Below are 25,785 nucleotides of genomic sequence, written 5' to 3' on the forward strand. Positions count from 1 at the left end.
CCTTGATCTGCACCATTGGACGGCGTGATCAGGGCGAAACTTTGTTTAGGGCAATCAATATTCCAGAATTACTGTAAAAATACCTTAAATAAAATGATAAAATGGAAAAAGTTAGTGAATTGAGAGTAATTACATCAAATTAAGCGAAAATCTTCCTTTGTAAGGCCATAAAGGCTACTGTAAGCGACGGCGTAAATAGGCACTCAAGGCATCAATTAAACTCACCATAATCAAAATCAAGATCAAAATTGTGGCCAAGCGGGGAAAGTCGAGTAGCTTCAGGCTAACCAGCAATTCGTAGCCAATGCCGCCGGCCCCGACAATGCCGAGGATTACGGAGGAACGCACGTTAAACTCCCAGAGGTAGAGACTAATGCCTACCAAACCCGGTAATGCTTCGGGAAATACCGCAAAGGCAAAGGTGCGCAGGCGATCGCTACCGGTGACTTCGATGGCTTCGATGGGTTCAGGGGGAATTGATTCGAGCACTTCACCGTAGAGTTTGGCCATGGAACCCGCCGTGTGACAGGCGACTCCCAACACCCCAGCAAAGGGGCCAAGGCCGACAATTGACACAAAAAAGAGAGCAAAGATCGCGGTATCAATGCCCCGCAGTAAATTTAAAAAACTTCGTAAGCCCGTGGCTAACCAGCGATTTGGGGTTGTATTGCGGGCCACGCACAGGGCGAGGGGTAAGGCCACCAGCATCGCCGCCCCTGTGCCGACAATGGCGATCGCCAACGTTTCCCAGATCGCCACCAAAAAATTGGGCAACTCCGAAAAATCCGGCGGAAATAATTGCTGCAGCCATTGACCCACCGTTGGTAAGCGCTGCCAAAACTGCTGGGGATCAATCTCGGCGGTGCGCACGGCCATGACCAGGATCGCTACTCCCAGGACTCCCCAAAAACCAGACCTGAGTAATCGCCACAAACTATATCGGCGGCGTCGTTCCTGTCGGAGGATTTGGGCAAAATCGCTTGCTTTGGCGGGTTGCTGCAAGAGGGTCACTACTCCAATACCTCTAGGGCAAGACCTGCTGCTTCGATGGGCTGATAGTTGCTGCCATCGGAAGCGACAAAACCGGTGTAGTTCTCTGGTAAAAGGGCGGCGGCCTCGGCGGGAGTGAGATTGACTAATTTTTGTTGGAGTTGTTTTTTGTAGGCTTCTGGAAAATTGCCCCGCACCACAATGGGATCGTTGGGTAAAGGTTCAGACTGCCAAATGATTTTAATTTCGTCAGCCTGAATGCGTCCTTCAGCAATCATCACATCGAGGTTGCGGTTGTAATCGGAAGCAATGTCGATCTGGCCCGTGCTCACACCAATCACCTGGGCGGCATGGCTCGCTCCTTCGCTATAGTCAAACACGGCTTCGGGATCGAGGTTGCGTCGCTTAAATTCTGCCTGGGGAATTAACCAACCAGATGTGGAACCGACATCGGCCAAGCTAAGTTTCAGTTTTTCACCTTGCTGACTGAGGGCGATCGCCTCTTCGAGGGTGTCAAAGGGGGCATCGGCGCGGGCAATCAAAACGCTGTAGTAAACAGGTTCGTCCTGGTATTTTACGGTGGCGATCGCCTCTAGGGAAGGATCATTATGGTGCGCCAAAACGTAACCCCAAGGCCCCAACCAAGCCACATCTAAGGTGCCAGAACGTAGGGCTTCAGAAATGCCAATCCAATCTTCGGTAACGGTGACATCTCCGGGGAGATCCAGTTCAGCGGCGAGGGCATCGAAGAAAGGCTCGAACTGTTGGCGGTTCTCGTTGGGCGTCGGGAAATAGGGGCCAACACCAAAGGAAATGCTATCGAGGGTCATTGTACTCTCTGGCCCAGGATCAGACTGGTTATTGGCCGAGGCACAGCCCACTAACAGGACACCCACAGTCCCGATCAAGATATTTTTCCACTTTCTGATCCGTTGCATTTGCCTGATTATGCTTCCATCAAAATTTGATCAACAAAGCCTAAACCTTGATTTAGACCCAGCTACGTTCAGCATAGCGAAAATGATTTGAGAAAAATGAAAAATACCTTAAAAATTTGTTGATTTCCCTGATTTATGACGTTCTGAAGCATGATCTGATGTTTGCAATTCTCCACATTTGTGGCGGCCCTAGGGATCTTCGCTAGAGTGATGAAAAGCCTCCCAAAAGGCGATCGCCTTAATTTATCGCTCCCCATGCCATCGACCCACCAGCCGCCAAGAACCATAAACATTGGGAAAGTGGTTTCCGTGCGCGGTAGCGTCGTTGATGTGTGCTTTTCCCAACGGCTGCCCAGCTATCTCCATCAACTCAATGCCGGGGAAAAAGGTCAAATCATTATCGAAGTTGTCGCCCACCTAAACGCCATCCTTGTCCGGGGCATCGCCTTGACCCCCACCTCCGGCCTTGCCCGGGGGGCCACCGTGACGGATACCGGCCATCCCCTCACTATGCCCGTGGGTCGCGCCTTACTCGGACGTATGTTTAATGTTTTCGGCGAGGCGATTGATCAAGGTGAACCCCTAACTGCAGTTAAGCATCGCTCAATTCACCAAGCTGCCATTCCCCTCGCCCAACAATCAACCCAAGCAGAAATCTTGGAAACAGGGATCAAAGTGATTGATGTCCTCGCCCCCATCGAACGGGGTGGAAAAGCAGGTCTCTTCGGGGGAGCAGGGGTCGGCAAAACGGTCTTAATTACCGAGATGATCCACAACATGGTCAGTCAGCACCAGGGGATTAGTCTATTTTGCGGTATCGGTGAACGGAACCGAGAAGCTGAGGAACTCTATCGGGAAATGCAGGCGACGAGGGTACTAGACCAGACGGTGTTACTGTTTGGCCAGATGAATGAACCGCCCGGAGCCAGGTTTCGGGTAGGCCATGCGGCCTTAACTATTGCTGAATATTTCCGGGATGAAGCTCGCCAGGATGTGTTGCTCTTGATTGATAATATTTTCCGCTTTATTCAGGCTGGCCAGGAGGTGTCAGGTCTAATGGGAGAGCTGCCCTCACGGGTGGGCTACCAACCCACTTTAGCGACGGAATTGGCCGCCCTCGAAGAACGGATTACCAGTACAAAAAATGGGGCGATCACCTCGGTACAAGCGGTGTATGTGCCCGCTGATGATTTTACCGATCCGGCGGCGGTACATACCTTTGGCCACTTATCAGCGTCCATTGTGTTATCGCGTAAGCGGGCCAGTGAGGGGTTTTATCCAGCCGTCGATCCCCTACGTTCGAGTTCCAAAATGTTGATGCCCGCGATCGCCGGTCGGCGTCACTACGAAATTGCCTTGGCAGTGCGTCAGACCCTCGCCACCTACGAAGAGCTTAAGGACATGATTGCGATGTTGGGAATGGCGGAACTCGCAGCGGGCGATCGCGCCATTGTGTACCGTGCCCGTCGGTTAGAACGATTTCTCACCCAGCCTTTTTTCTCAACGGAACAGTTCACCAACAAAACAGGACGAGTGGTCAGTTTAGAGGCGGCCTTAACGGGTTGTGAGCGAATTTTAAACGATGAATTTGCCGATGTACCCGAAAGTGCGCTCTACATGATTGGGGCTATTGGGGAGGTGCAGCGGCCATGATCACCCAGATGGATCTCAAAGTACTGTGTTTGACGGATTTGCTGGTGGATCAGCCAGTACGAAAAGTGACGGCAGAAGGTGATGGGGGCGGCTTTTGTCTATTGCCCAACCATGTGGATTATGTGGCGGTTTTGCCAGCGGGTCTCTTGATCTTTGAGAGCATCACGGGAGAAGAACATTGTCTGGCCATTGATGAAGGCATTTTAGTGAAACAGGGGGCTGCCGTTTGGGTGTCGGTGCGCAATGCGGTGCGAGGGGATAATCTTGATGATTTACAGCAAGCAGTGCAAGCGCAATTTACCCAGTTAGATGAACAAGAAGAACGGGCAAGGAGTATGTTGGCGCGCCTAGAAAGCAGCATTGTGCGGGACTTTATCGATTTGGGAGGTGCTCTATGACCACGCCAGAAGGCGATCGCCACCGGGAAGATTTTGAACGGCAGATCCAGCAAAAATCCCAACAAAAACTCCAGGCCAAACGGGAAGGCGATCGCAGTTTGTGGTTAGGATTTGGGGTTTTTGGGATGGTGGGTTGGTCGGTGATGGGGCCGACCCTACTGGGGATCTTTCTGGGGATTTGGCTCGACCGCCGCTTTCCGAGTCCCTATTCTTGGACATTAACGGGCTTATTTTTGGGGATTATTCTCGGCTGCTGGAATGCATGGTTATGGATTCAACGGGAGCAAAATCGATGAAGTTTAATTATTTAACTGTTCCTGCAAAAGATAAAAATATCAAAGGCGATCGCCTAATCCAATCACTAATCTAAACCCGATTAAAAAACGAATTTAAAAACTCAATTAAAATCACAATGAATCTATTTTTAGAAAAAATAACGCCTAATTTATTTGTTTTTCCCCTTGGCTTTGGGTTGGGATTATTTTACTTCACGGCACTGTGGTTTACCGTTAAACAATTAACTCGTTCTCAACATCCAGTATTACTAATAATTACCAGCGGTGTAGTGCGCTTAATCCTTGCTATGACAGCCTTATATTTTATGATTGGTGGCCATTGGGAACGAGTACTAATTGCTCTCGCGGGTTTTTTGTTAGCACGAACGATTTTAATCAATCGTTGGCGGCCACAAACTTCATTATCGGAACTGTTGCTGGAGGAATAAATGTAGGATGCAAATTACACCGGATAACATCATTTTCTATCAATATCAGTTTGTGGTAATTAATGCCACTTTAGTTTACACATGGCTCACCATGGCCCTATTAGTAATAGGAGCAGCTTGGGTAACGAAAAAATTAGTGGTGCGTCCCAAACTACCCCCTTGGCAAAATTTTTTAGAAATAGTTGTTGATGACATTTATCAACACATTGCAGAAGTCACCCAACAGGAACCGGAACCCTATCTTGCTTTTGTGGGTACTTTATTTTTATTCATTTTAACGGCTAACTTATTAACTGTAGTTCCCGGTTATCAAGCTCCCACTGGCTCCCTTTCAACCACCACTGCTTTGGCGATCGCCGTATTTATTGCGGTGCCGATCTACGGAATCCGTCAGCGGGGAATCTTAGGGTATCTCAAAAGTTACCTCCAGCCGACGCCAATTATGCTGCCCTTTCAAATCATTGGTGAATTTTCCCGAACTTTAGCCCTGGCCGTGCGTCTTTTTGGCAATATTATGAGTGGAAACCTTTTGGCGGCAATTTTATTAGCCCTTGTCCCGTTATTTGTACCTGTGGCGATGAATTTACTGGGACTTGTATTTGGCGTTATTCAAGCCTATGTGTTTGCGATTTTAGCCTTGGTTTACATTGCTTCTGCCGCAACGGTGCAGGAGAAAAAACAAAGTATTTCGATGGAGGAAAATTCATGAGTGATCTCGCATTAATCGGCTCGGTGGCGATGGTGACCGCCGGCATTACCATTGCCATTGGTTCCATTGGCCCGGCCCTAGGGGAAGGCATGGCTGTAGCCAGGGCTTTGGGGGCGATCGCCCAACAACCCGATAAGGCGAATATGATTACCCGCACTCTATTTGTGGGCCTCGCGATGGTGGAATCAACGGCGATTTATTGCTTGGTGGTGTCAATGATTTTGTTGTTTGTCAATCCATTCTGGAACTATTTTCTCAACCAGGGGGGTTAACGGTGTTAATTGACTGGTTTACGGTGTTTGCCCAAATCCTCAACTTTGTCATTTTGCTGGGGTTGTTGCGCTGGTTTTTGTACAAGCCCATTTTGCAGGTGATGGCCAAGCGTCAGGCCCAACTGGCAGAACAATGGCAAACGGCCACGGATCTCCAAGCCCAGGCCCACCAAGCCCTAGAACAATATCACCAGGAACAACAGTCACTTCAAGCGCAACGGGCTTCATTTTTGGCGGCAGCGCGGGCAGCAGCAGATGAGGAGCGACAACGGCAATTACTAACCCTGCGTGAGGATATCCAAGCGCAACGGGAAGCTTGGGAAGCGGATCTGCACCAAGAACAGAGGGCTTTTTTCCATACGCTCCGGCAACAGGTCAGCCAACAGGTGGTGGCGATCGCCCGGCAAGCCCTCCGGGATTTGGCGAATGTAAACCTCGAGCAACAAATAGTAGAGCGTTTCTGTGAACAACTGCAACACCTTTCTCCGGCCCAACGACAACAGATCAATCATTTAGAAACCCCACCAGAAGCTGTCTTTATCCGGACAGCATTCCCCCTGGATGTCACCCACCAAGCGCAAATCAAACAAAGTCTTGCCACCGTTCTAGAGCTTGACGGAACGCCCATTCATTTTGTCACGGTGCCGGAGTTGGGCTGTGGCATTGAACTGAAACTGGCTGGCCAAGAAATCGTTTGGGGCCTTGATCCCTATCTCGATCAACTCGAACAAACTTTGGCGATCGCCACCCGTTAAAGCCCTGAATTTTTTGACCCACTGCTCACCATGGAACTCCTGGCCCAATCTCTCCAAGGCACTTACACAGAAGCCTTACAGCAAATTCAGCAAACCCTGGCAACCTTTCCGGCCCAACTGACATTCCGGGAAACGGGGGTTGTGGAATCTGTCCGGCCCGGCATCGCCAGAGTGAAGGGATTACCCAACGTCCAAGCCGATGAATTGGTTTATTTTTCGCACTCCAGTGCTGGGGGTGAACCGCTGCTGGGGATCGCCTTTAACCTCGATCCCGACGAAGTGGGCGTAATTTTGCTAGGAGATAGCCACGCCCTCCAGGCAGGGGATGAGGTCTACCGCACCGAAAGGGTGATGGATGTGCCTGTGGGAGAAATGCTACTAGGGCGGGTGTTGACCGTGCTGGGGGAACCTTTGGATGGTCGGGGTGCCCTCAAAGCAGTGGAATGGAAACCCGTCGAACGGGAGGCCGCCGCAATTTTGGATCGCGCCCCGGTAACGGTGCCTTTGCAGACAGGGCTGAAAGTGGTAGATGCCCTGATTCCCATTGGTCGGGGACAACGGGAATTGATCATTGGCGATCGCCAAACAGGAAAAACCACCATCGCCATCGATACGATCCTCAACCAAAAAGACCAGGATGTGATTTGTCTCTACTGTGCCATCGGTCAACGGTCAGCGGCGATCGCCAAGGTGATTGCGACCCTCCGGGAACAGGGGGCCATGGACTACACCATCGTCATTGTGGCGGCGGGCCAGGATCCCCTTGGACTGCAATACATTACCCCCTATGGCGCGACGACGATGGCGGAATATTTTATGGAACAGGGGCGCGATGTGTTGATCGTTTACGATGACCTGACCCACCACGCCCGCACCTACCGTGAACTGTCCCTCTTGCTGCGACGGCCACCGGGGCGCGAGGCGTATCCTGGGGACATTTTTTACCTCCATTCGCGGCTTTTGGAACGGGCAACCCACCTGGCAGAAGCTTTGGGGGGCGGCTCCCTGACCGCTTTGCCGATTATCGAAACCCAAGCCCAAAACCTCTCAGCCTACATCCCCACCAATTTAATTTCCATTACCGACGGCCAAATTTATCTCTCACCAGAGCTGTTCCAAAAGAGTATTTTCCCAGCGGTGGATGTGGGTAAATCCGTGTCCCGGGTTGGTGGGAAAACCCAACTAGCCGCCTACCAAGCTGTTTCTGGGGCGTTGCGCCTCGCCTATGCCCAATTCCAAGAGGTCGAAGTATTTGCCCGGTTTGGGACGCAACTGGATGAACAAACCAAACAAACCCTCCAACGGGGAAAACGCATCCGGGAGGTGCTCAAACAAAATCAAAGTCAACCCCTGACGGCGGCAGCCCAAATTGCCATTTTGATCGCCGTCACCCAAGGTTTATTAGACCACGTGGCCCTAGAAGAAATCTTAACGGTAGAACAAAAATTAGCTCAGGCGATCGCCCAAGAATTACCCGACCTTGTGGAACGCATTCAATATTCCCATCCCCTCACCGAGGCCGATCAAACCCTCCTTTTGGAAACCCTCCAAGCCGCCATCAAAACCTAAGCAATGCACACCCTCGAATCCCTGCGCAACACCATCAACAGTATTGAAGATCTCCGGGCCGTTGTCCGCACCATGAAAGCCTTGGCCATGGTTAGCATTCGGCAATATGAACAGGCCCGCACGGCTCTCCAAGATTACAACCACAGCCTCGACTTAGGTTTTCAAGCCCTGCTCCAGCATCGGCGCTTTGCAGAAACCGATCTTGATCAGCCGTTGCCCTTGGTTAGCAATTCTCCACAGGGAAAAGTGGGGTTGATTTTGTTTGGCTCTGACCATGGTCTGTGTGGTCAATTTAACGAACAGCTTGCCACCTATGCTCTGCAAGCTTGCCAACAACGGCATCTGACAACTGCTGATTATGCTTTGGCTACCGTCGGCGATCGCCTTTTGCCCTATTTACAGCCCTTAAACCACCCCCACCACACAACCTTCCGACTGCCCAATTCCCTCGCAGGAACGCCCCGCTTGATCCAAAACCTCCTAGGCTTGATTGATCAATGGTATTTCGAGGCCGAAACATCACCCGTTCGCCAGATTCTCTTGATCTATCATCAATCCCAATCCAAAACCCTTTACCAGCCCGTCACCCGACAACTATTACCCCTAGACCGTCAATGGCTCCGGGAAATGGGCGATCGCCCCTGGCAATCCAACGCCTTTCCCCTCCTCAATGGCCCCTGGGCACCTACTTTTGCAGGTGTTGTTCGCCAATACCTTTTTTTAAGTCTGTACCGTGCCGCCGTAGAATCCCTCGCCAGTGAAAATGCAGCTCGCCTTGCATCCATGCAGGCTGCCGAAAAAAATATCGAAGAGCGACTGGGTGATCTCCAGGCCAACTATCGTCAGCAACGACAAAATTCTATTACCGAAGAACTCTTAGACATCGTTTCTGGGTTTGAAGCCCTCAACCCCAACCGTACCCGTTAGTGACAACACCCAAACATCTAACCCACACAAACTTGATTACGTCCACTGCGTTTGGCGCGGTAACAAGCCTGATCCGCCTGGGCCATCAAATCATCCACGGAAGGCAAAGGAGCCGATTCTGACGTGAGCAAAATTAAACCAATGCTGATTGTGATCTGAAAGATTTCTTGTTGCCAAGTAAACGTATAGTTTTTGAGAACGCTGACTATTGCCTCTGCAATGGCAAGACCATTTTCTAGGGTGCAATTCCGCAATAGCAGGGCAAATTCATCGCCTCCCACCCGGGCAACTTGGTCTTCAGCGCGGACCTGTTGGGCAAGTAAATGGGCAATATCCCTCAGGAGGACATCGCCAGCATTGTGACCGACGGTGTCATTGACGGGCTTGAAATGATCCAGGTCGCAAAACAGCAATACATGGTTGGCTAAACCAGAATTTGCCTCACTCCGGGCTTGTTCTAAGGTGGCAAAAAAGGCCCGCCGATTTAACAAATCCGTTAACGGATCATGGCTGGCCTGGTAGCTATTGATGACTGCTTGGCGACGCTCGGCCAATTCCTCGGCGGTGACCAATAACAGGAAAGATTCGTTGAACAATAACAAAATAAGGGCAATGGTTAAGACCAACTGAGGTGTGTAGGATTTTTTGGCCCAAATTAAAGCTTCAGTGGGCTGAATTTGGAGTTGCCAAGTGCGCCCCCAGTAACGAATGGGTACAGTAATGGGCTCGGTTTCGGTGGTGGCGATCTCTCCGAGATCCGCTTTGCGGTGCGCCGTTGGATTGGGTGGATCTAACTGGTCAAGATTAAGGGTCTGACCCGATTCCGTAGTGTAGAGCAAGGCCACCCGTAAATTTTGTTGCTGGGCGCAGGTGCCGACTGAAAAAACTTCCGCCAAGAGATTATCCAAGCGGTAAACACCCACCGCAAATCCTCGCACCGATTCTCCTTGTGAATTGACCGGTAGTAGCACGAGGATACTCCGTTGTCCATTGGTGTCTTGGAGCAAGGTCAGGGGTTCTGTGGCATAGGCTTGGCCGGTTTCCATGCTGTTGATAACTGCCGCTGCCCGTTGGGGATCCGATTGAATATCAAAGCCTTGGACGATTCGATGTTTTTCATTAAAGGGTTCGATAAACTGCACGACCACGTAGGATGGCCGTTTTTGGGCCGGAATTAGTTCGCCATTGGGGAGCCGTTCAGTAATTTGAAAATCGTCTGGTATTAAGGGATCGAGCCGTTGCTGGGTCTCGAAGGCTTGGCGTTCTGCATCAAGGACAAATGGATTCCAAGAGAGGGCAGATAAACCCGGCAGGCGCTCTAAACTGTGGCGGGTAAAGGTGCGAAATTCGCTGGCTGTAACGGTTTCGCTAGAGAGGATAAAACTTTCAACACCTTGGAGGGCTTCGGTGTGGCGGGTTAGATTTTTCTCGAATTGGTGCGCCATATTTTGGGCACATTCTTGTAACTCTAGGCGAATCCGTTGTGTTTCAAAGGCGTAAATTTGGTCGTAGGCGATCGCCGCCATGATCATCAACAGGAGAGACGGAAAAAGTACCTTTGCGCGACGTCCCTGCCACTGATACTGCATCGTGGGGAGAAACATCAAAGTTGCTGGGGTAAACACAATGATCCCCAAAACATCGCCAGCCCACCAGGTAAAGGCAGAAAAAGGAATTTGGCTAGCAGTGATTTCTCCAAAAAAATATTGAGCGTAGGCCCCCACACTACTGCCTAAGAGACTACAAACTGGCCCCATCACAATCAAGAAAGGCAGAATTTCTTTGGGATGACGCAGGGCGGGAGTAACCCCAGAGATGCGACGGCCACACCAAGCTGCGAGGGCTATTTGCAAAGTCGATCCAGCCGCTAAAGTCAGCGCTAAAGGCAGATGCCAATCGCTTAAAACCCCATCGACCAGTACAGACCCCAGGGCGATCGCCGGTAGGTAACGGTATCCATGGGCCAAAACAATGGCGATCGCCAAGCCCGCCGCAGGCCAGAAGGGAAAAGATAGACTTAAACCCTGGGCGAGATAACTTGTGCTGAGGCCGATCCCTGCATAGGCTAATGTCAGAGCAACACTGCGCCATAATAATTTTGTTCGAGCCTTCACCCTGAAAAAAGTCTCCCTGTGCCGTGGAATGGAACTTTTAAAATCAATGCCAAAACGAAAGCAACGCTAACAGACATTAATTATATGGCTTACTGGATAGCTAAGTGTTTATTTTTCTGTTTGCTCTGGTCTGCATCGGACTGATTGTTGCTAGAAAAATATCGAGGCGATCGCCAAAAGACCTAGTCTTAAAATTCCCTGAAGAATTTCTGCAGAAATCACCGTAGTGAACTAAGTTTCCAATAGTGTCGTGAAAATGATTACCATTAAAAATGTCTTCTCAATTGATAATCAATGTAAAAAAATCTCAGTAAATTTTGTCTTATGAGAAGGATGAAAAATCTTAAATTTTGCATAACTAAATTAATCTGCTAATTTCTGCCAAACGGAATTTACATAATATTTTTGTTGATCTGAAAAAGTATGTAGTACCCGAAAGTGATGCTGCTCCGCTAGTTCCTTAATTTGCTTGCGGGAATATTTCCGGGAGGTTTCCATGTGAATCGCCTCCCATGCCTCGAAAATATAACTCTGGGACAGTTTATTGAGAGTAACGGTTTGGGTACAGGTACTAACGAGATAACTTTGTGCCTCGCCGGTGAGGGGATGATAAATGGGGCAATGTTGAAAATGATCCAGTTGAAAATCACCCTCTAGTTCTCGATTAATTCGTTCGAGTAAATTGAGGTTAAAAGCACGGGTCACTCCCTGGCTATCGTCGTAAGCTTTGAGGATAATTTGGGGATCTTTCATCAGGTCAAAACCCAACATGATCAAGTCGCCTGGATCAAGATTGCGGGTAATATTTTGCAGAAAATCAGCGGTTTCTTGGTCTGAAAGATTACCAATGGTTGAACCTAAGAATAATAAAATCTTGCGCCGACTTAAATCATGATCCAGAAAATCGGTATGAACATAATCTCCTTGAATTGGGGCGATGGTTAGATTGGGTAAATCAGCCTGAATGGTCTCTGTTAAATGGGTCAGAATATTTTCAGAAATATCGACGGGGGCATAGATAAAATCAACAGCTTGACTTAGAAAGTAATCAAGTAAAATCTTGGTTTTTGAACCATCTCCAGCACCCAACTCCACCAGGGTAAACGGTTGGCGATCGCCATAAAATAAGTCTAGGATATGTTGCTTTTGGGTTAAAAAGATTTCCCGCTCACAACGGGTTAAATAATATTCATCTAAGGTCATAATTTGCTGAAATAAAGCATCACCTTGGGCATCATAAAAATATTTACAAGGTAAACTTTTGGGAGAGTGAGATAAGCCCCGGTGGACATCTAAAGCAAAAGAATTAAGGGTTAAATTTTGACTGGGCATAACATTGTGAATTAGTAAAAATAAAAGATGGCAAGATTTTCTGGACTCAAGAATATTCCGCAAGGCGTAAACCGGAAAATTGCCAACGCATTTGTGGGTGAAAAAAGTTACGGTATGTGGGTCGGATATGTTCCCTTAAGGTCGCACAGGAACCACCCCGGAGTACCATCTGATTCACCATAAATTTACCGTTATATTCCCCTAGGGCACCCGCCGGAATTTCATAGTACGGATAGGGGCAATAGGGACTACTGGTCCATTCCCAAACATCCCCATAAAATTGTTGACTGTGTTGTGTTCGTGGTTGGGGATGCAGTTGCTGGGAATTCAAAAAATTAGCAGTTTGAGGAATCTCAGGTTCGGATAAATTGCAAGCCACTTCCCACTCAAATTCAGTGGGTAGACGTTTTCCGGCCCACCGGGCAAAGGCATCCGCTTCGTAGAAACTAATGTGGGTGACGGGAGCGTCCCAATCGAGGGCTTCGTAGCCATGTAATGTGTAGTGGCACCAACCTTGCTGCTCTGGGCTTTGATCCAAGTGCCAATATAGGGGAGCTGTGAGGTTTTCTGCCTGGATCCATTCCCAACCTTCCATGAGCCAATATTGGGGATTTTGATAGCCGCCAGATTCGATAAATTCTCGGTATTCACCGCAGGTAATTAGACGGTCGAGGATGCGGTACTGATGCAAAAAAACTTGATGTCTGCCCCGTTCATTATCAAAATAAAATGAGTCACCTTGATGGCCAATTTTATAGATACCTTCAGGAATTTCTAAATAATGTTGTGGTGGAGTTGGTGTTAGTGTATGAGGTCTTTGTTGGGCCTCCAAAGGAGATTTGGTTACATAGGCCGGAAACAAGGGATTATGACCGAGAATATATTTTAAATCGTATAACAATAGTTCTTGGTGTTGCTGTTCGTGGTGAATACCGAGGGTAATTGTTTCGTAGATTTGTTCCTGTTTGGGTAAATCAAATGCTTCGATATCTAGTAATAATGTTTTGAGGAATTGATCAACAGCATGACGGTATTCGATAATTTCAGCGACGGTTGGTCGTGATAAAAAACCCCGTTGCGATCGCCCCCATCTTTCTCCAGCCTGTTCATAGTAACTATTGAAAAGATAGGCATATTGGGGATGATGAGCTTGGTAATCTTTAAGGTTTTTTTGGAGGACAAAAGTTTCAAAGAACCAAGTGGTATGGGCGAGGTGCCATTTGGGAGGGCTCACGTAGGGCACAGGCTGAACAACCTGATCTTCTGGGGCGAGGGGCTCGGCCAGTTTAAGGGTGAGTGATCGCGTTTTTTGATAGTTTTCAAGGAGTGAAGCAAACATGGGCGATGTGATCATGCGGGTAAAGTAAAAGTAATTTTAGAAGAGGCGTTTACCAACCCCATGTGCCCACTTCTCCTTTAAAGGGGCCGACAATATCAGCGGTAATCCAACCGCCATAAAAATTACCCGCTTGGGGGGTGACTTTTTCTCCATTAACGTAGCAGGCATCCATCCCCTTGGCACTAAAGCCGTAGAAATTTTCAATGTCTTGGAAGGCTGGGGTCGGTTGAAAAAATCGCCAGGCAGCAGCTTCAAGACGGCGATCGCCCACCACCACATCGTAGTATTCGTAGCGGCCTTTCCATTCACAGATTCCCCGTTGAAGGTTGGGCACGAGGTACTGGCATTGGACGGCGGCGGCGGGAAAATAATAGCTTGGTGGATGGCTGGTTTCGAGCACCCGTTTTCCCCCAGTGGTCTCGGCAATGGTGATCTGATTACAGATAACGATGAGATGTTTTGCCGTGTCTTCTAGGCGGGCGGGACGGGGATAGTCCCAGACGGATTCTTGGTGGGGTTCAGGCTGAATTGGAATTGGGCGCATGAAAACATCTTTCCTCTCGAAAAATTATCCCGCCAAAGGCGATCGCCTTCTAGTGTGTGCTGTTTTGGCCTGGAAATTCAAGTCTGAGAGGTTTTCCGAAGGGTGTTGTCCGAAATTTCAATGCGCCGCTATAAGCTTGGGGTCACTTGTCCATAGGGAATTGCCTTCTCGGAGCCAGACTGTTCTACGAAGACACGACCGATTTCTCTGTCAACCCTTGCCACGGTGTATTCGCCAAATGAAGCCCCAAAAACCGCTTGCACTGTATCCCCTGCCTCTACATCGGGGACGAGCGGTACAGGTTTACAATCTGCTTTGTCATAAACCTTCATTCTGCCCGCAAAACCCAGGGTCAAGACTTTTTCGCCCGCAACTTTGACAATTTGCACAGAATTCCATCTTTCGCCATCATTGGCCGCAATCATATTGCCTTCTTGCCAAGGGTCGGTAATCTTTACGAAGGAATCAGGCGCAAGTGGATATTCCGTTGCACCGATAGATTTACCGCTGTCTTGGTCTGTTGCCGGATTGTCATAGGCCAAATCCAAATACATAACCACGGGTTCTTGGGGGTTTGCATCATCCACAACGATTGCGCGTTGCATCCCGGAGCCAGTTTGCCACCAGGTCAGGACGATGTCGCCTTTTTGCGCTGTTTGCCCTTTTGGGATCGGGATAATCATCGCGTTCGGCATTGTGACAATCCCGTCAAAGGTTGAGTCAATATCTGATTCAACTTCTCCTGGTGCGGACATCTGTGCAGAATAGTAAATGTAGGTTTCGTTCGCCGGGTTTTCTGAGGTTATGGCATTTGTCCACATCCTGTTTGTGGGGGTCAGTACATAGTCGCCGGCTTCGGCTGTGATGCCCACTGTCGGGAAATCGAAGGGAGTCATGCCAGGGGCGATCGCTGTTGTTTCTTCTGTCACTTCGACTTCTGAAGTTTCAACTTGTGGCGTATTTTCGGTGTTGCTGTTTTCATTAGTACCGCAACTGCTCAAGGACACTAGCATACCGCTTGCTATTAGGGCTGTGGCAACAAATTTTTTGAACGTCATAATCCAGAGAGTTTAACTTTTTTCTAATCTATTTGTTTCTCAGATTAGGAGAGACTTACCTCAACAAAAATTAATCCTAAGAAAACCCTTAGAAAGTCTCTGGTTATGATGGTGACTACACAACTTTTACCGGATTTACTGCCTGAATAGTTTATCTTTGGGTTGAGATGGTTGCGATAAAAGCTATTATTAAATCTTTTTTGAATATCTTTTTAGTTGTAAATTAAATCTGTTGATCTCTCTTGGCAACTGTGAAATGATCAGAAGGAAATCAAGAAAAATTTGTGATAATTTGCGGTTTGAATCCACTAAAATTTTGTCTAAATAAAAAATATTTTAGCGAGAAAAATAGTGACAACTAAATAAGCTTTATTGCACTTTGGTCTCATGCGCTAAAAACTGTTTTGAAATTTATTTTAAGACGTAGCCCACACTGCGTACCGTATGGATCAATCGCTTCGGATTGGTTGCTTCGAGTTTCAGCCGTAAAGCCCGAATATAGACTTCAATCACGTTGGATTCTCCCATAAAGTCATAGCCCCAAACTTTTTCGAGGATCTGCTCGCGGGTTAGGACTTGCCGTGGGTGGCGCAGGAGTAACTCTAACAAATCAAATTCCTTGGCGGTGAGCTGGATCAGTTGGCGATCGCGGTAAACTTCGCGGGTAATGCCATTGAGAGAAAGATCCTCAAATTCTAATTGGTCAACCACTTCCCGGCGAGCACGGCGGAGATGGGCATTGACACGGGCCAGTAGTTCTTCAATGCTAAAGGGCTTTGTGACATAATCATCGGCCCCGGCATTTAACCCAGAGACCCGATCAGAAATTTCATCCTTTGCGGTCAACAGAAGAATTGGCGTTTCGATGCCACTAGAGCGGAGTCGTAGACATAAATCTAGCCCCGACAAGCCCGGCATGAGCCAATCGAAAATCAATAGGTCATAGGTATTTTCTCGGATTAAATTTAGACTATCGATGCCGTTGTGGGCAACGGTGATCAAATAACCTTCTAGGCGTAATTCGGAGGCAACGAATTGAGCGAGGTTTTGGTCATCTTCGGCCAGTAAAATATGGGGTTTCATGGTCAGTGGGTGGTCGTTGGTAAGGGAAATTAATAAAGATGTGGTGGTGCATATTTGCAGAAAACTCAATGATCAACGTCTTTGTATAAGGAGAAATGCTTGGGGTTTAACCATGGCGGCGTAGTCCATCCTGCTCAGAGTTGTGGCTTGTGAAGACGGACTGAATATCCCACAGGGGAAGCTTTAGGGTAAAGCAACTGCCTTGGTGGGGCTGGGAACGGAGGCTAATTTTGCCACCCATGCCTTCGATGAGACTTTTGGCGATCGCCAAACCTAACCCTGTGCCATCCCGGGAGCGAGTCATGGTTTCATCCACCCGATAAAATCGTTCAAAAATGCGAGCTTGGTGGGCCAAGGCAATGCCAATACCCTGATCAACGATGTGAATCAAAGCTAGTGATGAAGCGGTTTCGAGGCAAATTTCAATGGCCTGGTCAGGGGCAGAATACTTTAGGGCATTATCAATTAGATTTAACATCACCTGTTGCAGTCGGTCTTGATCGGCGCGAATCACGACATCTTCTGGGGGCGTTTTGAGGTGAATGGGGCGTTGGTTGATCTGTTGACCCATGGCGCTGACTTCTTCGAGAAATGTATTGAGCATGACGGGCTGGGTGCGGAAATGTAAATGGCCCCCGTCGGCCCTGGCCAAATCCAACAAATCTTGGAGCATTTGAATGGTGTGGGTTGTTTCGGTGGCAGCGGTGGCGATCGCCTGTTGTTGATATTCACTGAGGCCATCGCCGCGACGCAGGAGACTCTGGAGATAACCTTCGATAATCGTCAGGGGAGTACGGAGTTCGTGGGAAACATTGCCGACAAACTGCCGTTGGTTGTCCCAGGCACTCGATAACCGGGACAACATTTCGTTAAATACCTGGGCCAAACCTAAAATTTCATCGGGCGCTTGCTGGAGTTCTAACTTTGCCCCTTGGAGGTCATCCGCAGAAATCGCCTGGGCCATGTGACTCATTTGGGCGAGGGGTTGGGTGACTTTTTGAATGCGGTGTATGATCGCGGCGATTAATAAAATAAGCGTTGCTCCACTGACCAGGCGCAGCCGCCACAAACTGACATAGAGTTTTTGCAGATCGGCGGTGATGTCCTGGGATAAATACAGTTGGCCTACAGGTTCCCCCGCGATCGCTAGGGAACTAATGCAAAGGACAATTTGGCGATCGCCTACGCGCACAATTTGGGGGGGCATTGCCCCTTGCTCAAAGGTCATCAGATCGGGCACTTGGGCGACAAAATCAGCCGTCGCCGTTGATTGGGTCACCAGTTGACCGTCAGGATCTTTCACCCAAGCCATAACATCAGCAGTCGTCACCCGCTGGAGAGTTCGTACCAGACTGGTTTCCACGGGTTCCATTTCGCTATACAGTTCTAACTGTTCCGGGAATCGCGAGGCAATGTAATCTAGGGTTTGTTTGTGGGCTGCCACGAGGTTTTGCTCCATCTGCCAGCCCGCCCAAATGGCAACGATGCCGAGGCCACAGATCGATAAACCAGCCAGCTCAAAGGTGAGGCGAAATTGCAGGGAACTCGTCGAAAAATGCCAATGGTCTAATTTCAAGCGTTTGGCGATCGCCTTTTTTAGTTTTTTTAGCCCCATCGCTTACTACCGGAAAAAAGATTAAAAATTTGTTGCCCTGCCCTGGTCGAGGTCAAATTCAAAGCGCTGGTCATAGTCGGTCTCCCCATACACATTAAAGCTAATGGTTGGCGTCGTGCCCAATGCTTTCACCCGATGGATTGCGTCTGGCATTAAACAAACCAAATCCCCAGGATTTAATACTAAGCTCCCAGCCTCCACTAACTGGGTCGAATCTCCAGGCGATCGCCGCCAAAATTGATTTTCTTCCTGGCCTTGCAATAGAGCGACCAAGCCCCAACATCCATGGTTATGGATCGGCGAGACCCGTTGGGGTTCCCAGGCCACAAGCTGCACTGTGAGCGGAAAATCCGGTTCATCATACAAAATTTCCACAGCCCAACCTGTTTTTGGATCTGGCGCAATGGGGATCAGTTGCAGCCATTCTGAACTCTGCAACAAACGCTGCACTAAAGGGTATAGGGCCTGTAAACGTTGGCGATCGCCTGGCTCACGGTTTAGCAGATCTTCCAAATCTGTCAGGAAACGGTAAAGCCGATAGGGTTGTATTTCTGATGTCGGGGACTCAGTGGCTGGCCAAAGCTCCTGGGTGCCGCCGCGATCAATAAACCAAGTTTGTGGGGCCATAAATTCATGCAAAAGATGGGACGGCTTGTTTTTCTACAATGACATTTTTGCCTGAGCGATCGCTGATGGCAGTCTGAATTTTTCCTGAAGATTGCTCGACATTTTATTGCTCAATATTTTTAAGTTTTCTCTAGTTTCCCCTCATCTGCGCTTCATGTTTAGCCGATTTAATCAAGCTCAAGAACCACGGCAAAGCTTTGGTTTTAACTCAGCAATCTAATTAATTTCAGGAGAATGACCATGAAAATTCGCTATGCTGCCACCCTCGTATCAATCTCTCTATTGAGTCTCGGGGCGATCGCCGGCTGTTCCGGTGTCAAAAACCCTTGCGCTGGACTGTTTAAAAATCCCTGTGCGAGTAAAACAGAAATAACCGATCCCTGTGCCTCAAAGGCAAATCCCTGCGCGGCGAAGGAAAACCCCTGTGCTTCTAAAACCAATCCTTGTGCAAGTAAAACAGAAACAGTCGATCCTTGTGCTTCCAAAGCAAATCCCTGTGCCGCGAAGGCCAATGAAGCGGAATAAAAATATTTGCTGGCGATCGCTGCTGAAAACATTATGAGTTTACGAAAAAAAATCATGAAACAGGTGTCGCGTCTTGCGTTGTCGTTATTGCTGTTACGGCTCAGTATTTTTATTGTGATGTTTGTCTGGACATTGGATAAATTTTTTAACCCAGACCACGCCAGGGCCGTTTTCGAGAATTTTTATCTGATTTCTGGCCTCAGCAACGGGGTGATTTTTCTCATCGGTATTGTGCAACTGGCCATTGTGTTGGGTTTCGTGACGGGGTTCCAAAAAAATCGGTGTTATTTTTTGGTGCTGCTGCTCCATGCCGGGTCAACTTTTGCTTCCTTTCGGCAATACCTCGATCCCTTTAATAACCTCCTCTTCTTTGCGGCCTTACCGATGCTGGCGGCTTGTTTTACGCTGTTTTTGTTGCGGGATGCAGACACCCTCTGGACGGTGGATTAGGGGCGATCGCCGGATACAAAGAATGATTAACTTGAGGGGAATTTGATGAAACCTGCTAACTTAAAGAGTGACACCAATCAAAAAATTAGGCATCGACGGCAACCAAAAAAATTACCTTGTTGGACAAGCTTTACGGGTTTCGCCTTGGGTGCATTCGGGGTAAGTATGCTTTTAGAAGTGGTTGCACTCTCAACATTTTTCGCTGGCATGGCGACGGCGGCCAGTTCAACATCAACCTTTGTCCAGGGGCTTTTTGGCACAGGATTTGATCCCCAGGCTTGGTTACTCCAGGGCTTGCAATGGAGCGATAGTCTGGGTGCCCTGGGGGCGATCGCCTTTATGGTGCTTTATGTGGTGGCGACGGTGGCCTTTCTGCCGGGGTCGATTCTGACCTTGGGAGCCGGGGTGGTTTTTGGTGTCGCTTTAGGGTCAATTTACGTCTTTGTTGGGGCAACCCTAGGGGCGATCGCCGCTTTCCTGGTGGGACGCTACCTGGCCCGCCAATGGGTCAGTAAAAAAATCGCCGACAACCCGAAATTTCGTGCCATCGACGAAGCTGTGGGCAAGGAAGGCCTGAAGATTGTTCTCCTGACGCGTCTCTCACCTGTATTTCCCTTTAATCTCCTTAACTATGCCTATGGGGTCACGGGTGTTTCCCTAAAAGACTATGTCCTCGGCTCTGTGGGGATGATCCCTGGCACCATCATGTACGTCTATATTGGCTCCCTGGCCGGAAATCTCGCAACCCTCGGCACAGGAAGCACCAGCGCTAACCCCATTGCCCAGTGGTCGATCCGGATTCTTGGTTTTGTGGCTACTGTTGCTGTGACTGTCTATGTCACCAAAATCGCCAGGCAAGCCCTAAACAAAACCGTGACTGATTTAAAGTGAGCTATTCTTGGCGCAGTTTCTAGGGACATAACTGATTCGTGCAAGCTTTGCCTTTCTCCAGTGCCTGTAAATTATTTAAGGTCGTCGTTGCAATATTTCCCAAGGCTTCCTGGGTGAAAAAGGCTTGATGGGCAGTGATCACTACATTCGGAAAAGATTGTAATAACTGAAATGTATCATCTTGAATCACCGTATCCGATAGATCTTCAAAAAAGAGATTTTCTTCCTCTTCGTAGACATCGGTGCCAAAATAACCCAATTGACCTGTTTTCAGTGCCTCGATAACGGCTCTGGTATCAATTAAGCCACCTCGACTGGTATTAATCAGCATGGCACCGGGTTTGATCTGGGCGAGGGAGTTGGTGTTAATCAGGTGATAGGTGTCGGGTACTAAAGGACAGTGGAGGGAAATCACATCGGCTTGGGTGAGCAGATCTGGTAAATCTGTGTATTGGACACCCAAATCTAAACAGACAGAATTTTCTTGGGGATCGTGGGCCAATAAACGACAGCCAAACCCTTGCATAATTTTGGCAAAGCATTCGCCAATTTTTCCGGTGCCAATAATCCCGACTGTTTTACCGTGGAGATCGAAACCCAGGAGGCCATTAAGGGCAAAGTTATCGTCCCGGACACGGTTGTAGGCGCGATAGAGTTTGCGGTTGAGCATCAAAATCAGTCCCACGGCATGTTCGGCCACGGCATAGGGGGAGTAGGCAGGCACCCGAACAACGGTCAAGCCTAATTTGCGGGCGACCTCAAGGTTGATATTGTTAAACCCGGCACAGCGTAGGGCAATATATTGAGTGCCGTTGTGGGCGAGTTGTTTGAGGACGGCTTCACCCAAGTCATCGTTGATAAATGCACAAATGGCCGGAAAACCAGCGGCGAGGCTAACGGTATCGGGGGTGAGGCGTGGTTCGAGGAAGACCAGTTCGTGGTGAAAACGTTGGTTGGTCTTGTTAAAAGAGACTTGATCGTAGGGTTTGCTGCTAAAGAAGGCGATTTTCATGGTGCTTTGGGGTAATGGAGATGGTTTTTTTGGTGATTTCTTAATAATTAGGGTTAGAATCACGAAATAGGTCACAAAACAGACGGTATTGGCTGTGATGTTGGCCAGAATTTTTTAATACTGTAGCGATTTCAGGATTATCTTGCGGCGCTAGGTTTAGATGAAACATTCTTCTCGATATTCTGATGATTGGCAGGCGATCGCCTTACAAGTAAAAGAGGATGCCGACTGGTGCTGTGAACTCTGTGGCCTGGTTTGTATTCCGTCGGATGTGAAGGTCAAAGGCATTGATCGTCACCTGCGGGCTGTTTTAACCTTAAGCGTTCACCACAAAAATTACATCCCCGAAGACAATCGTCGGGAAAATCTCATCGCCCTTTGCTCGGCCTGTCATTTACGCCAACACCAACGCCGTTACGGCTCCCTCCCCCTTGGTCAGTTGAGTTTGTTCGGGGAAGCTTAAGCGCCTCTGGTCTTCTGGGTCTGGGGGAAGTGGGTTAAACTTTCAGCTAGATCAATTGCTGTAATTTGATGTGGTCTGTGGGAAATGTCTATGAAAAAAATTGCGATTGTTAGTCGAAAAGGGGGCGTCGGCAAGTCCACATTAACGATGAATTTAGCTGTGGTGGCTGGGCCATCAACGATCATTGATACCGACCCCCAGGCGAGTTGTGCCGATTGGGGCGATCGCCGCGCCGATGATCCGCCGTTAGTCCATACCGTCCCCGCAGGTCGCGTCCAAGTTTCCCTCAAGCGTTGTCAGACCGATTGGCTGTTTGTGGATACCCAACCCAGTGCCGAAGCGAGTTTAATTGAAATTGCCCAAATTGCCGATCTCTGCGTGGTGGTGTTACGACCGGGCCAACTCGAACTCGATGCCCTGGGAGCGACCCTCGCGGCAATCCGGGCGGCCCAAGCCCAAGCGGTTTTTTGCATTAACCAAGCCCATCCCCAGGCCAATTTGACGGAATTGATCGAGGGGCTCGCCGTCTACTACCCTGTCGGGCCATTGATTCGCAGTCGTGCCGATTTTCCTGCTTCTGTTGCCGAGGGGCGTGCTGTTACAGAATGGAATCCGGACGGCAAAGCAGCGATGGAAATTAAAAATTATTGGTTGTGGCTCCAGGAGTACCTAAACTAATGGCCCGTAAAAAAGCGACCCTGAATCTTGATCGACTCAACCAACGGGCGACGGCAGAATTCACCGCCGAAAAAGCCTATGAAAATGAAGTTAACCAAAATCTAAAGCTCCTGTTGTTTGAGGATATTTTGGATCGTCCGGGGGGAGATGCCCGTCCCCTCAATGATAAACACGTCCAGGAATTGGTCGATTCGATCCTGGTGCTGGGTTTAATTACTCCTTTGACGGTGGATCGCCATGGCCATTTGCTAGCTGGGGGACATCGTCGGGAGGCCCTTTATCAAATTAAACTAGCCCACCCCGATCAATATGCGAGTTTATTTCCCGAAGGAATTCCGGTGCGGGTGGTGGATATTGACGCGGCGGCAGATGCTGTGGATGCCCTGCAAATTGAAATTGAAGAAAATACCCAACGGAAAAATTTTACGGTGACAGAAATTCGGGAGGCGGCAAAAAAGCTAGAAACTGCTGGTTATAAACGCTTACGGGGCCGACCCAAGACGGGAGAAAAATCCTTGAAACGGGAACTGGCTAAGGTTTTTCGGCTTTCTGAGGATCGGATTCAGCGCATTTTAAATGATTCTGCCCCAAAAGGTAGGCGTACACCTACCTTTTCGCCGGAGTCGGCGATCGCCACCGTCGAGAAATGGTCAAAACAACTGGCAGACAGTGAGGATCCAACCCTGGGGCCAGTTCAAGGGCAATTAAAAAAACTCCTCGGAGAACTGCGCAAACTACCACCGTCGAATCCTTAAAAAAAGGTATGTTTCTAAAAGGTAGGTGCGCACCTACCTTTTTTTTTTAACTTTCCGAAGACCCAATGGAATTAACCCAAGACATGGAGTAAAAAAGCGCGATGTATCGTCAACCGTCGGAAATTTGTTTTCGTTTGCCCCAATGGTTGCAGGCATACAGCAGCCAATATCAACCGACCCCAGGCGATCGCCAAAAAATGCGCTTTGTGGTGGGTGCCGCCCGGGAAAATATTATTCAAAAAACAGGCGGGCCTTTCGGGGCCGGGATTTTTAACATCGAAACCGGGGAACTGATCGCCCTAGGGGTGAACCTCGTGACTAGCGAAAATTTATCATTGCTCCACGCGGAGATGGTGGCAATGGCGATCGCCCAACGCAAATTTAACCAATACAATCTCAGCACTGCAAATTTGTCTGCCCTGGAGTTGGTTACCAGTACCGAACCCTGTGCGATGTGTCTGGGGGGAATCCATTGGTCAGGTTTAAAGCGCGTAGTCAGTGGGGCTAGGGGCGTTGATGCGGAGGCCATTGGTTTCGACGAAGGGCCAAAACCCCCAAATTGGCAAACAGCCCTCGAACAGCGCGGCATCGTCGTGAAAACAGAAGTGGAGCTGTCTCTAGCCCAAGGGGTCTTGCAGTTTTATCAAGCGCAACAGGGGCCAATTTATAATGCCTAGGCCAGGGTATGAAACGGAAAATTTGCCCGAACTTGCCAATGGCGGCCATTGTGTTGTAGCAAACTCAAACCCCCAGCGGTAAAACAATGGTTTAGAGAACGCTCCCGAAAAAAGGCCCAGGCCCGGTCAAAATTAGTACGGCTTAAATCTTTAAAAGCGATGGTCACATGGGGACAAAAAGGGCGATCGCCATAACGTTGATCCTGAATGTTTAACTGTGTCCCAAAGGCCGTTTTTAATTGGGATTGGCAGTCTTGGAGTGGGGGAGTCAGTTGGACATCAATGTAAACCACGCGCGGTGCAAAACAGTTAAAACCCGTCAACTGAATCGAGAAACTAATTTGGCTTTGGGTAAAGGTTTGGGGAATGTTTTCGAGGTGATCGATGTCTGCGACTGGAAACTTAAAGGGCGGTTGCAGGGTGATGTGGGGCGGCGAATTGAGAGCCTTTTTAGTTTGGAATCGCTCAACACAATAATGTTGCCAACCAGAGGCGATCGCCCCTAGGTCGGGCGGTAACAACAACGCTACAAAAAATAACTGTCGATTGGCAGTGCCGATAATCTTACCTAGGATTAACCATCAAAAAAAACAAATCCCAAAACCTGCGCCAAAAGCACTAGACCCTTGCACAAATCTTGAACCCTACTGATTAGCCAAGTAGAATAGCGAAATACACAATCAAGTTTCTTACACTACTCTTGTTCGAGTAAATAATAAAATAAATCATCCACCACAGCATTCGCGGCGATCAAACTAGGGACATTCCAATAGGCATCAATCTCGTAAACCTTATTGTTCTGCACAGCCTGGAGTTGTAACCATAAAGGATCTTGCTTAAACGTTTCTAAAGCCGCTTGGGCCGAATGACTAATTTCTGGCGTTGCGCCAAACGTCCAAACAAACAACACATCCCCATCGGCCCGTTGTAACTCTTCTTTACTGATCACTTCTTGAAAAGGGTGTTCACCGAAGACGCCTCGATCTTGATAGTCAGGACGTGCTAAACCTGCATCTTGCAAAATTGTGCCCGCAAAAGAATTTTTGAGATAAACACTAATCCGATCAGGATAAATACGAACTAGCGAGACTTCCAAATTCCTCAGTCGTTCTCCCATTTTCTCCCGGAAAAGATCAAGGTGCCGTTGATATTCTGCCAAGAGAGCTTGGGCGCGATTTTGTTTCCCCAAAGCCTCAGCATTCAATAACAAAATATCTTGCCATTCGCCATTTGTTTCTGCCCCCTCCAAAACCGTAGGGGCAATTTGAGACAATTGTTCATAAATTGCCCCATCATTGTATACTGCTCCCAAAATTAAATCTGGCTGTAACGATAATATTTTTTCAAGATTTGCAGATCCCTCCATACCCACAATTTCAGCCCCCTGTACCTTTTGTCGTAAAAGCTCAGGGGTATTACTAATCGTCCCAACAGGTTGCATCTCCAAAACAAGAACACTGTCTAGAGCCGCATTGCTCAAAGTAATAATTCTTTCAGGTGCCAGGGGGACACAGGTTTCTCCCAGAGCATGTTCAATAGGACGACATTCCTGGGTCTCTGCAACCCTAGTGACCCCGTCAGAATAACAGCCTATAACTAAGCTACAACTCAAAAATAAGAGTAAAAAAAAGCGCCAGTAATAGAACTTGGATTGGTGCTTTAAGGCTCTATACAGAAATTCCATAGT

Annotated in this window: 29 protein-coding genes; 15 read left to right on the forward strand and 14 right to left on the reverse strand. The window is 48.6% G+C overall.

Annotated features, from left to right (window positions below):
* Nucleotides 1-174: 174 nt before the first annotated feature.
* Together phnE and AWQ22_RS15455 are read right to left on the reverse strand one after the other, a co-directional pair.
* On the reverse strand, nucleotides 175-1,011 hold the full coding sequence (gene phnE / locus AWQ22_RS15450) for a phosphonate ABC transporter, permease protein PhnE (protein WP_012305619.1): 837 nt from the start codon (nucleotides 1,009-1,011) through the stop codon (nucleotides 175-177).
* Nucleotides 1,011-1,928 carry a phosphate/phosphite/phosphonate ABC transporter substrate-binding protein gene (locus tag AWQ22_RS15455; protein WP_065711887.1) on the reverse strand — a complete coding sequence of 306 codons (918 nt, stop codon included), beginning with the start codon at nucleotides 1,926-1,928 and terminating at the stop codon, nucleotides 1,011-1,013. The genes phnE and AWQ22_RS15455 overlap by 1 nt, the downstream gene beginning before the upstream one ends.
* A 255-nt stretch (nucleotides 1,929-2,183) precedes the next feature.
* Here AWQ22_RS15455 and atpD point away from each other — a divergent pair, with 255 nt between their 5' ends.
* From atpD to AWQ22_RS15505, 9 genes are all read left to right on the forward strand, one after another.
* Nucleotides 2,184-3,581: a F0F1 ATP synthase subunit beta gene (atpD, locus tag AWQ22_RS15465; RefSeq protein WP_065711889.1), complete on the forward strand. Its 1,398-nt coding sequence runs from the start codon at nucleotides 2,184-2,186 to the stop codon at nucleotides 3,579-3,581.
* Nucleotides 3,578-3,979 (forward strand): F0F1 ATP synthase subunit epsilon, encoded by a 402-nt coding sequence (locus AWQ22_RS15470; protein ID WP_200870508.1) that lies wholly within the window; start codon nucleotides 3,578-3,580, stop codon nucleotides 3,977-3,979. Before atpD ends, AWQ22_RS15470 begins: the two co-directional genes overlap by 4 nt.
* Complete coding sequence (locus AWQ22_RS15475; protein WP_012305623.1) at nucleotides 3,976-4,275, forward strand: AtpZ/AtpI family protein; 300 nt, start codon at nucleotides 3,976-3,978, stop codon at nucleotides 4,273-4,275. Before AWQ22_RS15470 ends, AWQ22_RS15475 begins: the two co-directional genes overlap by 4 nt.
* Nucleotides 4,276-4,391: 116 nt before the next feature.
* Nucleotides 4,392-4,703, forward strand: a complete 312-nt coding sequence (locus AWQ22_RS15480) for an ATP synthase subunit I (RefSeq protein WP_065711890.1) — start codon at nucleotides 4,392-4,394, stop codon at nucleotides 4,701-4,703.
* Between the two features lie 7 nt (nucleotides 4,704-4,710).
* Nucleotides 4,711-5,412, forward strand: coding sequence for a F0F1 ATP synthase subunit A (locus AWQ22_RS15485; protein WP_065711891.1), 702 nt, complete (start codon nucleotides 4,711-4,713; stop codon nucleotides 5,410-5,412).
* Nucleotides 5,409-5,684, forward strand: coding sequence for a F0F1 ATP synthase subunit C (locus AWQ22_RS15490; protein WP_012305626.1), 276 nt, complete (start codon nucleotides 5,409-5,411; stop codon nucleotides 5,682-5,684). Before AWQ22_RS15485 ends, AWQ22_RS15490 begins: the two co-directional genes overlap by 4 nt.
* A gap of 2 nt (nucleotides 5,685-5,686) precedes the next feature.
* Nucleotides 5,687-6,439, forward strand: a complete 753-nt coding sequence (locus tag AWQ22_RS15495) for a F0F1 ATP synthase subunit B (RefSeq protein WP_065711892.1) — start codon at nucleotides 5,687-5,689, stop codon at nucleotides 6,437-6,439.
* Between the two features lie 30 nt (nucleotides 6,440-6,469).
* Nucleotides 6,470-8,008: an alternate F1F0 ATPase, F1 subunit alpha gene (locus AWQ22_RS15500; RefSeq protein WP_157094664.1), complete on the forward strand. Its 1,539-nt coding sequence runs from the start codon at nucleotides 6,470-6,472 to the stop codon at nucleotides 8,006-8,008.
* Nucleotides 8,009-8,011: 3 nt separating this feature from the next.
* On the forward strand, nucleotides 8,012-8,935 hold the full coding sequence (locus AWQ22_RS15505; RefSeq protein ID WP_065711893.1) for a F0F1 ATP synthase subunit gamma: 924 nt from the start codon (nucleotides 8,012-8,014) through the stop codon (nucleotides 8,933-8,935).
* 17 nt (nucleotides 8,936-8,952) lie between these two features.
* Here the strand turns inward: AWQ22_RS15505 and AWQ22_RS15510 are convergent, their stop codons facing one another.
* The 9 genes from AWQ22_RS15510 to AWQ22_RS16870 all read right to left on the reverse strand — a co-directional run bounded on the left by AWQ22_RS15510 (nucleotide 8,953) and on the right by AWQ22_RS16870 (nucleotide 19,204).
* On the reverse strand, nucleotides 8,953-11,049 hold the full coding sequence (locus AWQ22_RS15510; protein ID WP_065711894.1) for a diguanylate cyclase domain-containing protein: 2,097 nt from the start codon (nucleotides 11,047-11,049) through the stop codon (nucleotides 8,953-8,955).
* Nucleotides 11,050-11,412: 363 nt separating this feature from the next.
* Nucleotides 11,413-12,381, reverse strand: coding sequence for an L-histidine N(alpha)-methyltransferase (gene egtD / locus AWQ22_RS15515; RefSeq protein ID WP_065711895.1), 969 nt, complete (start codon nucleotides 12,379-12,381; stop codon nucleotides 11,413-11,415).
* A 46-nt stretch (nucleotides 12,382-12,427) separates the two neighbouring features.
* A complete protein-coding gene (gene egtB, locus AWQ22_RS15520) occupies nucleotides 12,428-13,720 on the reverse strand; it encodes an ergothioneine biosynthesis protein EgtB (protein WP_232321582.1) in 1,293 nt (430 codons plus the stop codon).
* Between the two features lie 49 nt (nucleotides 13,721-13,769).
* Nucleotides 13,770-14,264 (reverse strand): DUF427 domain-containing protein, encoded by a 495-nt coding sequence (locus tag AWQ22_RS15525; protein ID WP_065711897.1) that lies wholly within the window; start codon nucleotides 14,262-14,264, stop codon nucleotides 13,770-13,772.
* Nucleotides 14,265-14,392: 128 nt separating this feature from the next.
* Nucleotides 14,393-15,277, reverse strand: a complete 885-nt coding sequence (locus AWQ22_RS15530) for a hypothetical protein (protein ID WP_065711898.1) — start codon at nucleotides 15,275-15,277, stop codon at nucleotides 14,393-14,395.
* Between the two features lie 456 nt (nucleotides 15,278-15,733).
* A complete protein-coding gene (locus tag AWQ22_RS15535) occupies nucleotides 15,734-16,405 on the reverse strand; it encodes a response regulator transcription factor (protein WP_012305635.1) in 672 nt (223 codons plus the stop codon).
* Between the two features lie 106 nt (nucleotides 16,406-16,511).
* Nucleotides 16,512-18,020, reverse strand: coding sequence for a cell wall metabolism sensor histidine kinase WalK (locus AWQ22_RS15540; protein ID WP_232321583.1), 1,509 nt, complete (start codon nucleotides 18,018-18,020; stop codon nucleotides 16,512-16,514).
* Between the two features lie 21 nt (nucleotides 18,021-18,041).
* On the reverse strand, nucleotides 18,042-18,647 hold the full coding sequence (locus tag AWQ22_RS15545) for a cupin (RefSeq protein WP_065711899.1): 606 nt from the start codon (nucleotides 18,645-18,647) through the stop codon (nucleotides 18,042-18,044).
* Nucleotides 18,648-18,898: 251 nt separating this feature from the next.
* The gene (locus AWQ22_RS16870; protein WP_157094665.1) at nucleotides 18,899-19,204 is read right to left on the reverse strand and encodes a hypothetical protein; all 306 of its coding nucleotides are present in this window, start codon (nucleotides 19,202-19,204) and stop codon (nucleotides 18,899-18,901) included.
* A gap of 22 nt (nucleotides 19,205-19,226) precedes the next feature.
* Here AWQ22_RS16870 and AWQ22_RS15555 point away from each other — a divergent pair, with 22 nt between their 5' ends.
* Together AWQ22_RS15555 and AWQ22_RS15560 are read left to right on the forward strand one after the other, a co-directional pair.
* Nucleotides 19,227-19,622 carry a hypothetical protein gene (locus tag AWQ22_RS15555; RefSeq protein WP_062437093.1) on the forward strand — a complete coding sequence of 132 codons (396 nt, stop codon included), beginning with the start codon at nucleotides 19,227-19,229 and terminating at the stop codon, nucleotides 19,620-19,622.
* A gap of 207 nt (nucleotides 19,623-19,829) precedes the next feature.
* Entirely contained in the window at nucleotides 19,830-20,513 is a 684-nt protein-coding gene (locus tag AWQ22_RS15560) for a TVP38/TMEM64 family protein (RefSeq protein ID WP_232321593.1), read from the forward strand.
* Nucleotides 20,514-20,532: 19 nt separating this feature from the next.
* On the opposite strand, the gene AWQ22_RS15565 is transcribed toward AWQ22_RS15560, so the two are convergent.
* Nucleotides 20,533-21,525, reverse strand: coding sequence for a 2-hydroxyacid dehydrogenase (locus AWQ22_RS15565; protein WP_065712025.1), 993 nt, complete (start codon nucleotides 21,523-21,525; stop codon nucleotides 20,533-20,535).
* A 160-nt stretch (nucleotides 21,526-21,685) separates the two neighbouring features.
* Between AWQ22_RS15565 and AWQ22_RS15570 the strand changes: the two genes are divergently transcribed.
* The 4 genes from AWQ22_RS15570 (at nucleotide 21,686) to AWQ22_RS15585 (ending at nucleotide 24,098) form a co-directional block, all read left to right on the forward strand.
* Nucleotides 21,686-21,988: an HNH endonuclease gene (locus AWQ22_RS15570; protein WP_065711901.1), complete on the forward strand. Its 303-nt coding sequence runs from the start codon at nucleotides 21,686-21,688 to the stop codon at nucleotides 21,986-21,988.
* 90 nt (nucleotides 21,989-22,078) lie between these two features.
* Nucleotides 22,079-22,666 carry a ParA family protein gene (locus AWQ22_RS15575; protein WP_065711902.1) on the forward strand — a complete coding sequence of 196 codons (588 nt, stop codon included), beginning with the start codon at nucleotides 22,079-22,081 and terminating at the stop codon, nucleotides 22,664-22,666.
* The gene (locus tag AWQ22_RS15580; RefSeq protein WP_065711903.1) at nucleotides 22,666-23,421 is read left to right on the forward strand and encodes a ParB/RepB/Spo0J family partition protein; all 756 of its coding nucleotides are present in this window, start codon (nucleotides 22,666-22,668) and stop codon (nucleotides 23,419-23,421) included. Before AWQ22_RS15575 ends, AWQ22_RS15580 begins: the two co-directional genes overlap by 1 nt.
* 101 nt (nucleotides 23,422-23,522) lie before the next feature.
* Entirely contained in the window at nucleotides 23,523-24,098 is a 576-nt protein-coding gene (locus tag AWQ22_RS15585; RefSeq protein ID WP_065711904.1) for a nucleoside deaminase, read from the forward strand.
* On the opposite strand, the gene AWQ22_RS15590 is transcribed toward AWQ22_RS15585, so the two are convergent.
* Both AWQ22_RS15590 and AWQ22_RS15595 read right to left on the reverse strand, forming a co-directional pair.
* Nucleotides 24,095-24,622 (reverse strand): 2'-5' RNA ligase family protein, encoded by a 528-nt coding sequence (locus tag AWQ22_RS15590; RefSeq protein WP_084449068.1) that lies wholly within the window; start codon nucleotides 24,620-24,622, stop codon nucleotides 24,095-24,097. The two genes, AWQ22_RS15585 and AWQ22_RS15590, sit on opposite strands and share 4 nt — an antisense overlap.
* Nucleotides 24,623-24,792: 170 nt before the next feature.
* On the reverse strand, nucleotides 24,793-25,782 hold the full coding sequence (locus AWQ22_RS15595; RefSeq protein WP_065711906.1) for an ABC transporter substrate-binding protein: 990 nt from the start codon (nucleotides 25,780-25,782) through the stop codon (nucleotides 24,793-24,795).
* Nucleotides 25,783-25,785 lie beyond the last annotated feature (3 nt).

This window comes from Picosynechococcus sp. PCC 7117, assembly GCF_001693275.1.
Taxonomy (GTDB): Bacteria; Cyanobacteriota; Cyanobacteriia; order Cyanobacteriales; family MRBY01; genus MRBY01.

Excerpts from the sequence above, each read along its gene's own strand:
- AWQ22_RS15480 (WP_065711890.1), top strand. The coding sequence starts at position 4,392 with ATGAATCTATTTTTAGAAAAAATAACGCCTAATTTATTTGTTTTTCCC.
- AWQ22_RS15545 (WP_065711899.1), bottom strand. The coding sequence starts at position 18,647 with ATGGCCCCACAAACTTGGTTTATTGATCGCGGCGGCACCCAGGAGCTT.
- AWQ22_RS15485 (WP_065711891.1), top strand. The coding sequence starts at position 4,711 with ATGCAAATTACACCGGATAACATCATTTTCTATCAATATCAGTTTGTG.
- AWQ22_RS15570 (WP_065711901.1), top strand. The coding sequence starts at position 21,686 with ATGAAACATTCTTCTCGATATTCTGATGATTGGCAGGCGATCGCCTTA.
- AWQ22_RS15490 (WP_012305626.1), top strand. The coding sequence starts at position 5,409 with ATGAGTGATCTCGCATTAATCGGCTCGGTGGCGATGGTGACCGCCGGC.
- AWQ22_RS15475 (WP_012305623.1), top strand. The coding sequence starts at position 3,976 with ATGACCACGCCAGAAGGCGATCGCCACCGGGAAGATTTTGAACGGCAG.
- AWQ22_RS15595 (WP_065711906.1), bottom strand. The coding sequence starts at position 25,782 with ATGGAATTTCTGTATAGAGCCTTAAAGCACCAATCCAAGTTCTATTAC.
- AWQ22_RS16870 (WP_157094665.1), bottom strand. The coding sequence starts at position 19,204 with ATGTTTTCAGCAGCGATCGCCAGCAAATATTTTTATTCCGCTTCATTG.
- AWQ22_RS15455 (WP_065711887.1), bottom strand. The coding sequence starts at position 1,928 with ATGCAACGGATCAGAAAGTGGAAAAATATCTTGATCGGGACTGTGGGT.
- AWQ22_RS15585 (WP_065711904.1), top strand. The coding sequence starts at position 23,523 with ATGTATCGTCAACCGTCGGAAATTTGTTTTCGTTTGCCCCAATGGTTG.
- AWQ22_RS15500 (WP_157094664.1), top strand. The coding sequence starts at position 6,470 with ATGGAACTCCTGGCCCAATCTCTCCAAGGCACTTACACAGAAGCCTTA.
- AWQ22_RS15575 (WP_065711902.1), top strand. The coding sequence starts at position 22,079 with ATGAAAAAAATTGCGATTGTTAGTCGAAAAGGGGGCGTCGGCAAGTCC.
- AWQ22_RS15540 (WP_232321583.1), bottom strand. The coding sequence starts at position 18,020 with ATGGGGCTAAAAAAACTAAAAAAGGCGATCGCCAAACGCTTGAAATTA.
- atpD (WP_065711889.1), top strand. The coding sequence starts at position 2,184 with ATGCCATCGACCCACCAGCCGCCAAGAACCATAAACATTGGGAAAGTG.
- AWQ22_RS15565 (WP_065712025.1), bottom strand. The coding sequence starts at position 21,525 with ATGAAAATCGCCTTCTTTAGCAGCAAACCCTACGATCAAGTCTCTTTT.
- AWQ22_RS15560 (WP_232321593.1), top strand. The coding sequence starts at position 19,830 with ATGGCGACGGCGGCCAGTTCAACATCAACCTTTGTCCAGGGGCTTTTT.
- AWQ22_RS15555 (WP_062437093.1), top strand. The coding sequence starts at position 19,227 with ATGAAACAGGTGTCGCGTCTTGCGTTGTCGTTATTGCTGTTACGGCTC.
- AWQ22_RS15535 (WP_012305635.1), bottom strand. The coding sequence starts at position 16,405 with ATGAAACCCCATATTTTACTGGCCGAAGATGACCAAAACCTCGCTCAA.
- AWQ22_RS15470 (WP_200870508.1), top strand. The coding sequence starts at position 3,578 with ATGATCACCCAGATGGATCTCAAAGTACTGTGTTTGACGGATTTGCTG.
- AWQ22_RS15525 (WP_065711897.1), bottom strand. The coding sequence starts at position 14,264 with ATGCGCCCAATTCCAATTCAGCCTGAACCCCACCAAGAATCCGTCTGG.
- AWQ22_RS15580 (WP_065711903.1), top strand. The coding sequence starts at position 22,666 with ATGGCCCGTAAAAAAGCGACCCTGAATCTTGATCGACTCAACCAACGG.
- egtB (WP_232321582.1), bottom strand. The coding sequence starts at position 13,720 with ATGTTTGCTTCACTCCTTGAAAACTATCAAAAAACGCGATCACTCACC.
- egtD (WP_065711895.1), bottom strand. The coding sequence starts at position 12,381 with ATGCCCAGTCAAAATTTAACCCTTAATTCTTTTGCTTTAGATGTCCAC.
- AWQ22_RS15505 (WP_065711893.1), top strand. The coding sequence starts at position 8,012 with ATGCACACCCTCGAATCCCTGCGCAACACCATCAACAGTATTGAAGAT.
- AWQ22_RS15530 (WP_065711898.1), bottom strand. The coding sequence starts at position 15,277 with ATGCTAGTGTCCTTGAGCAGTTGCGGTACTAATGAAAACAGCAACACC.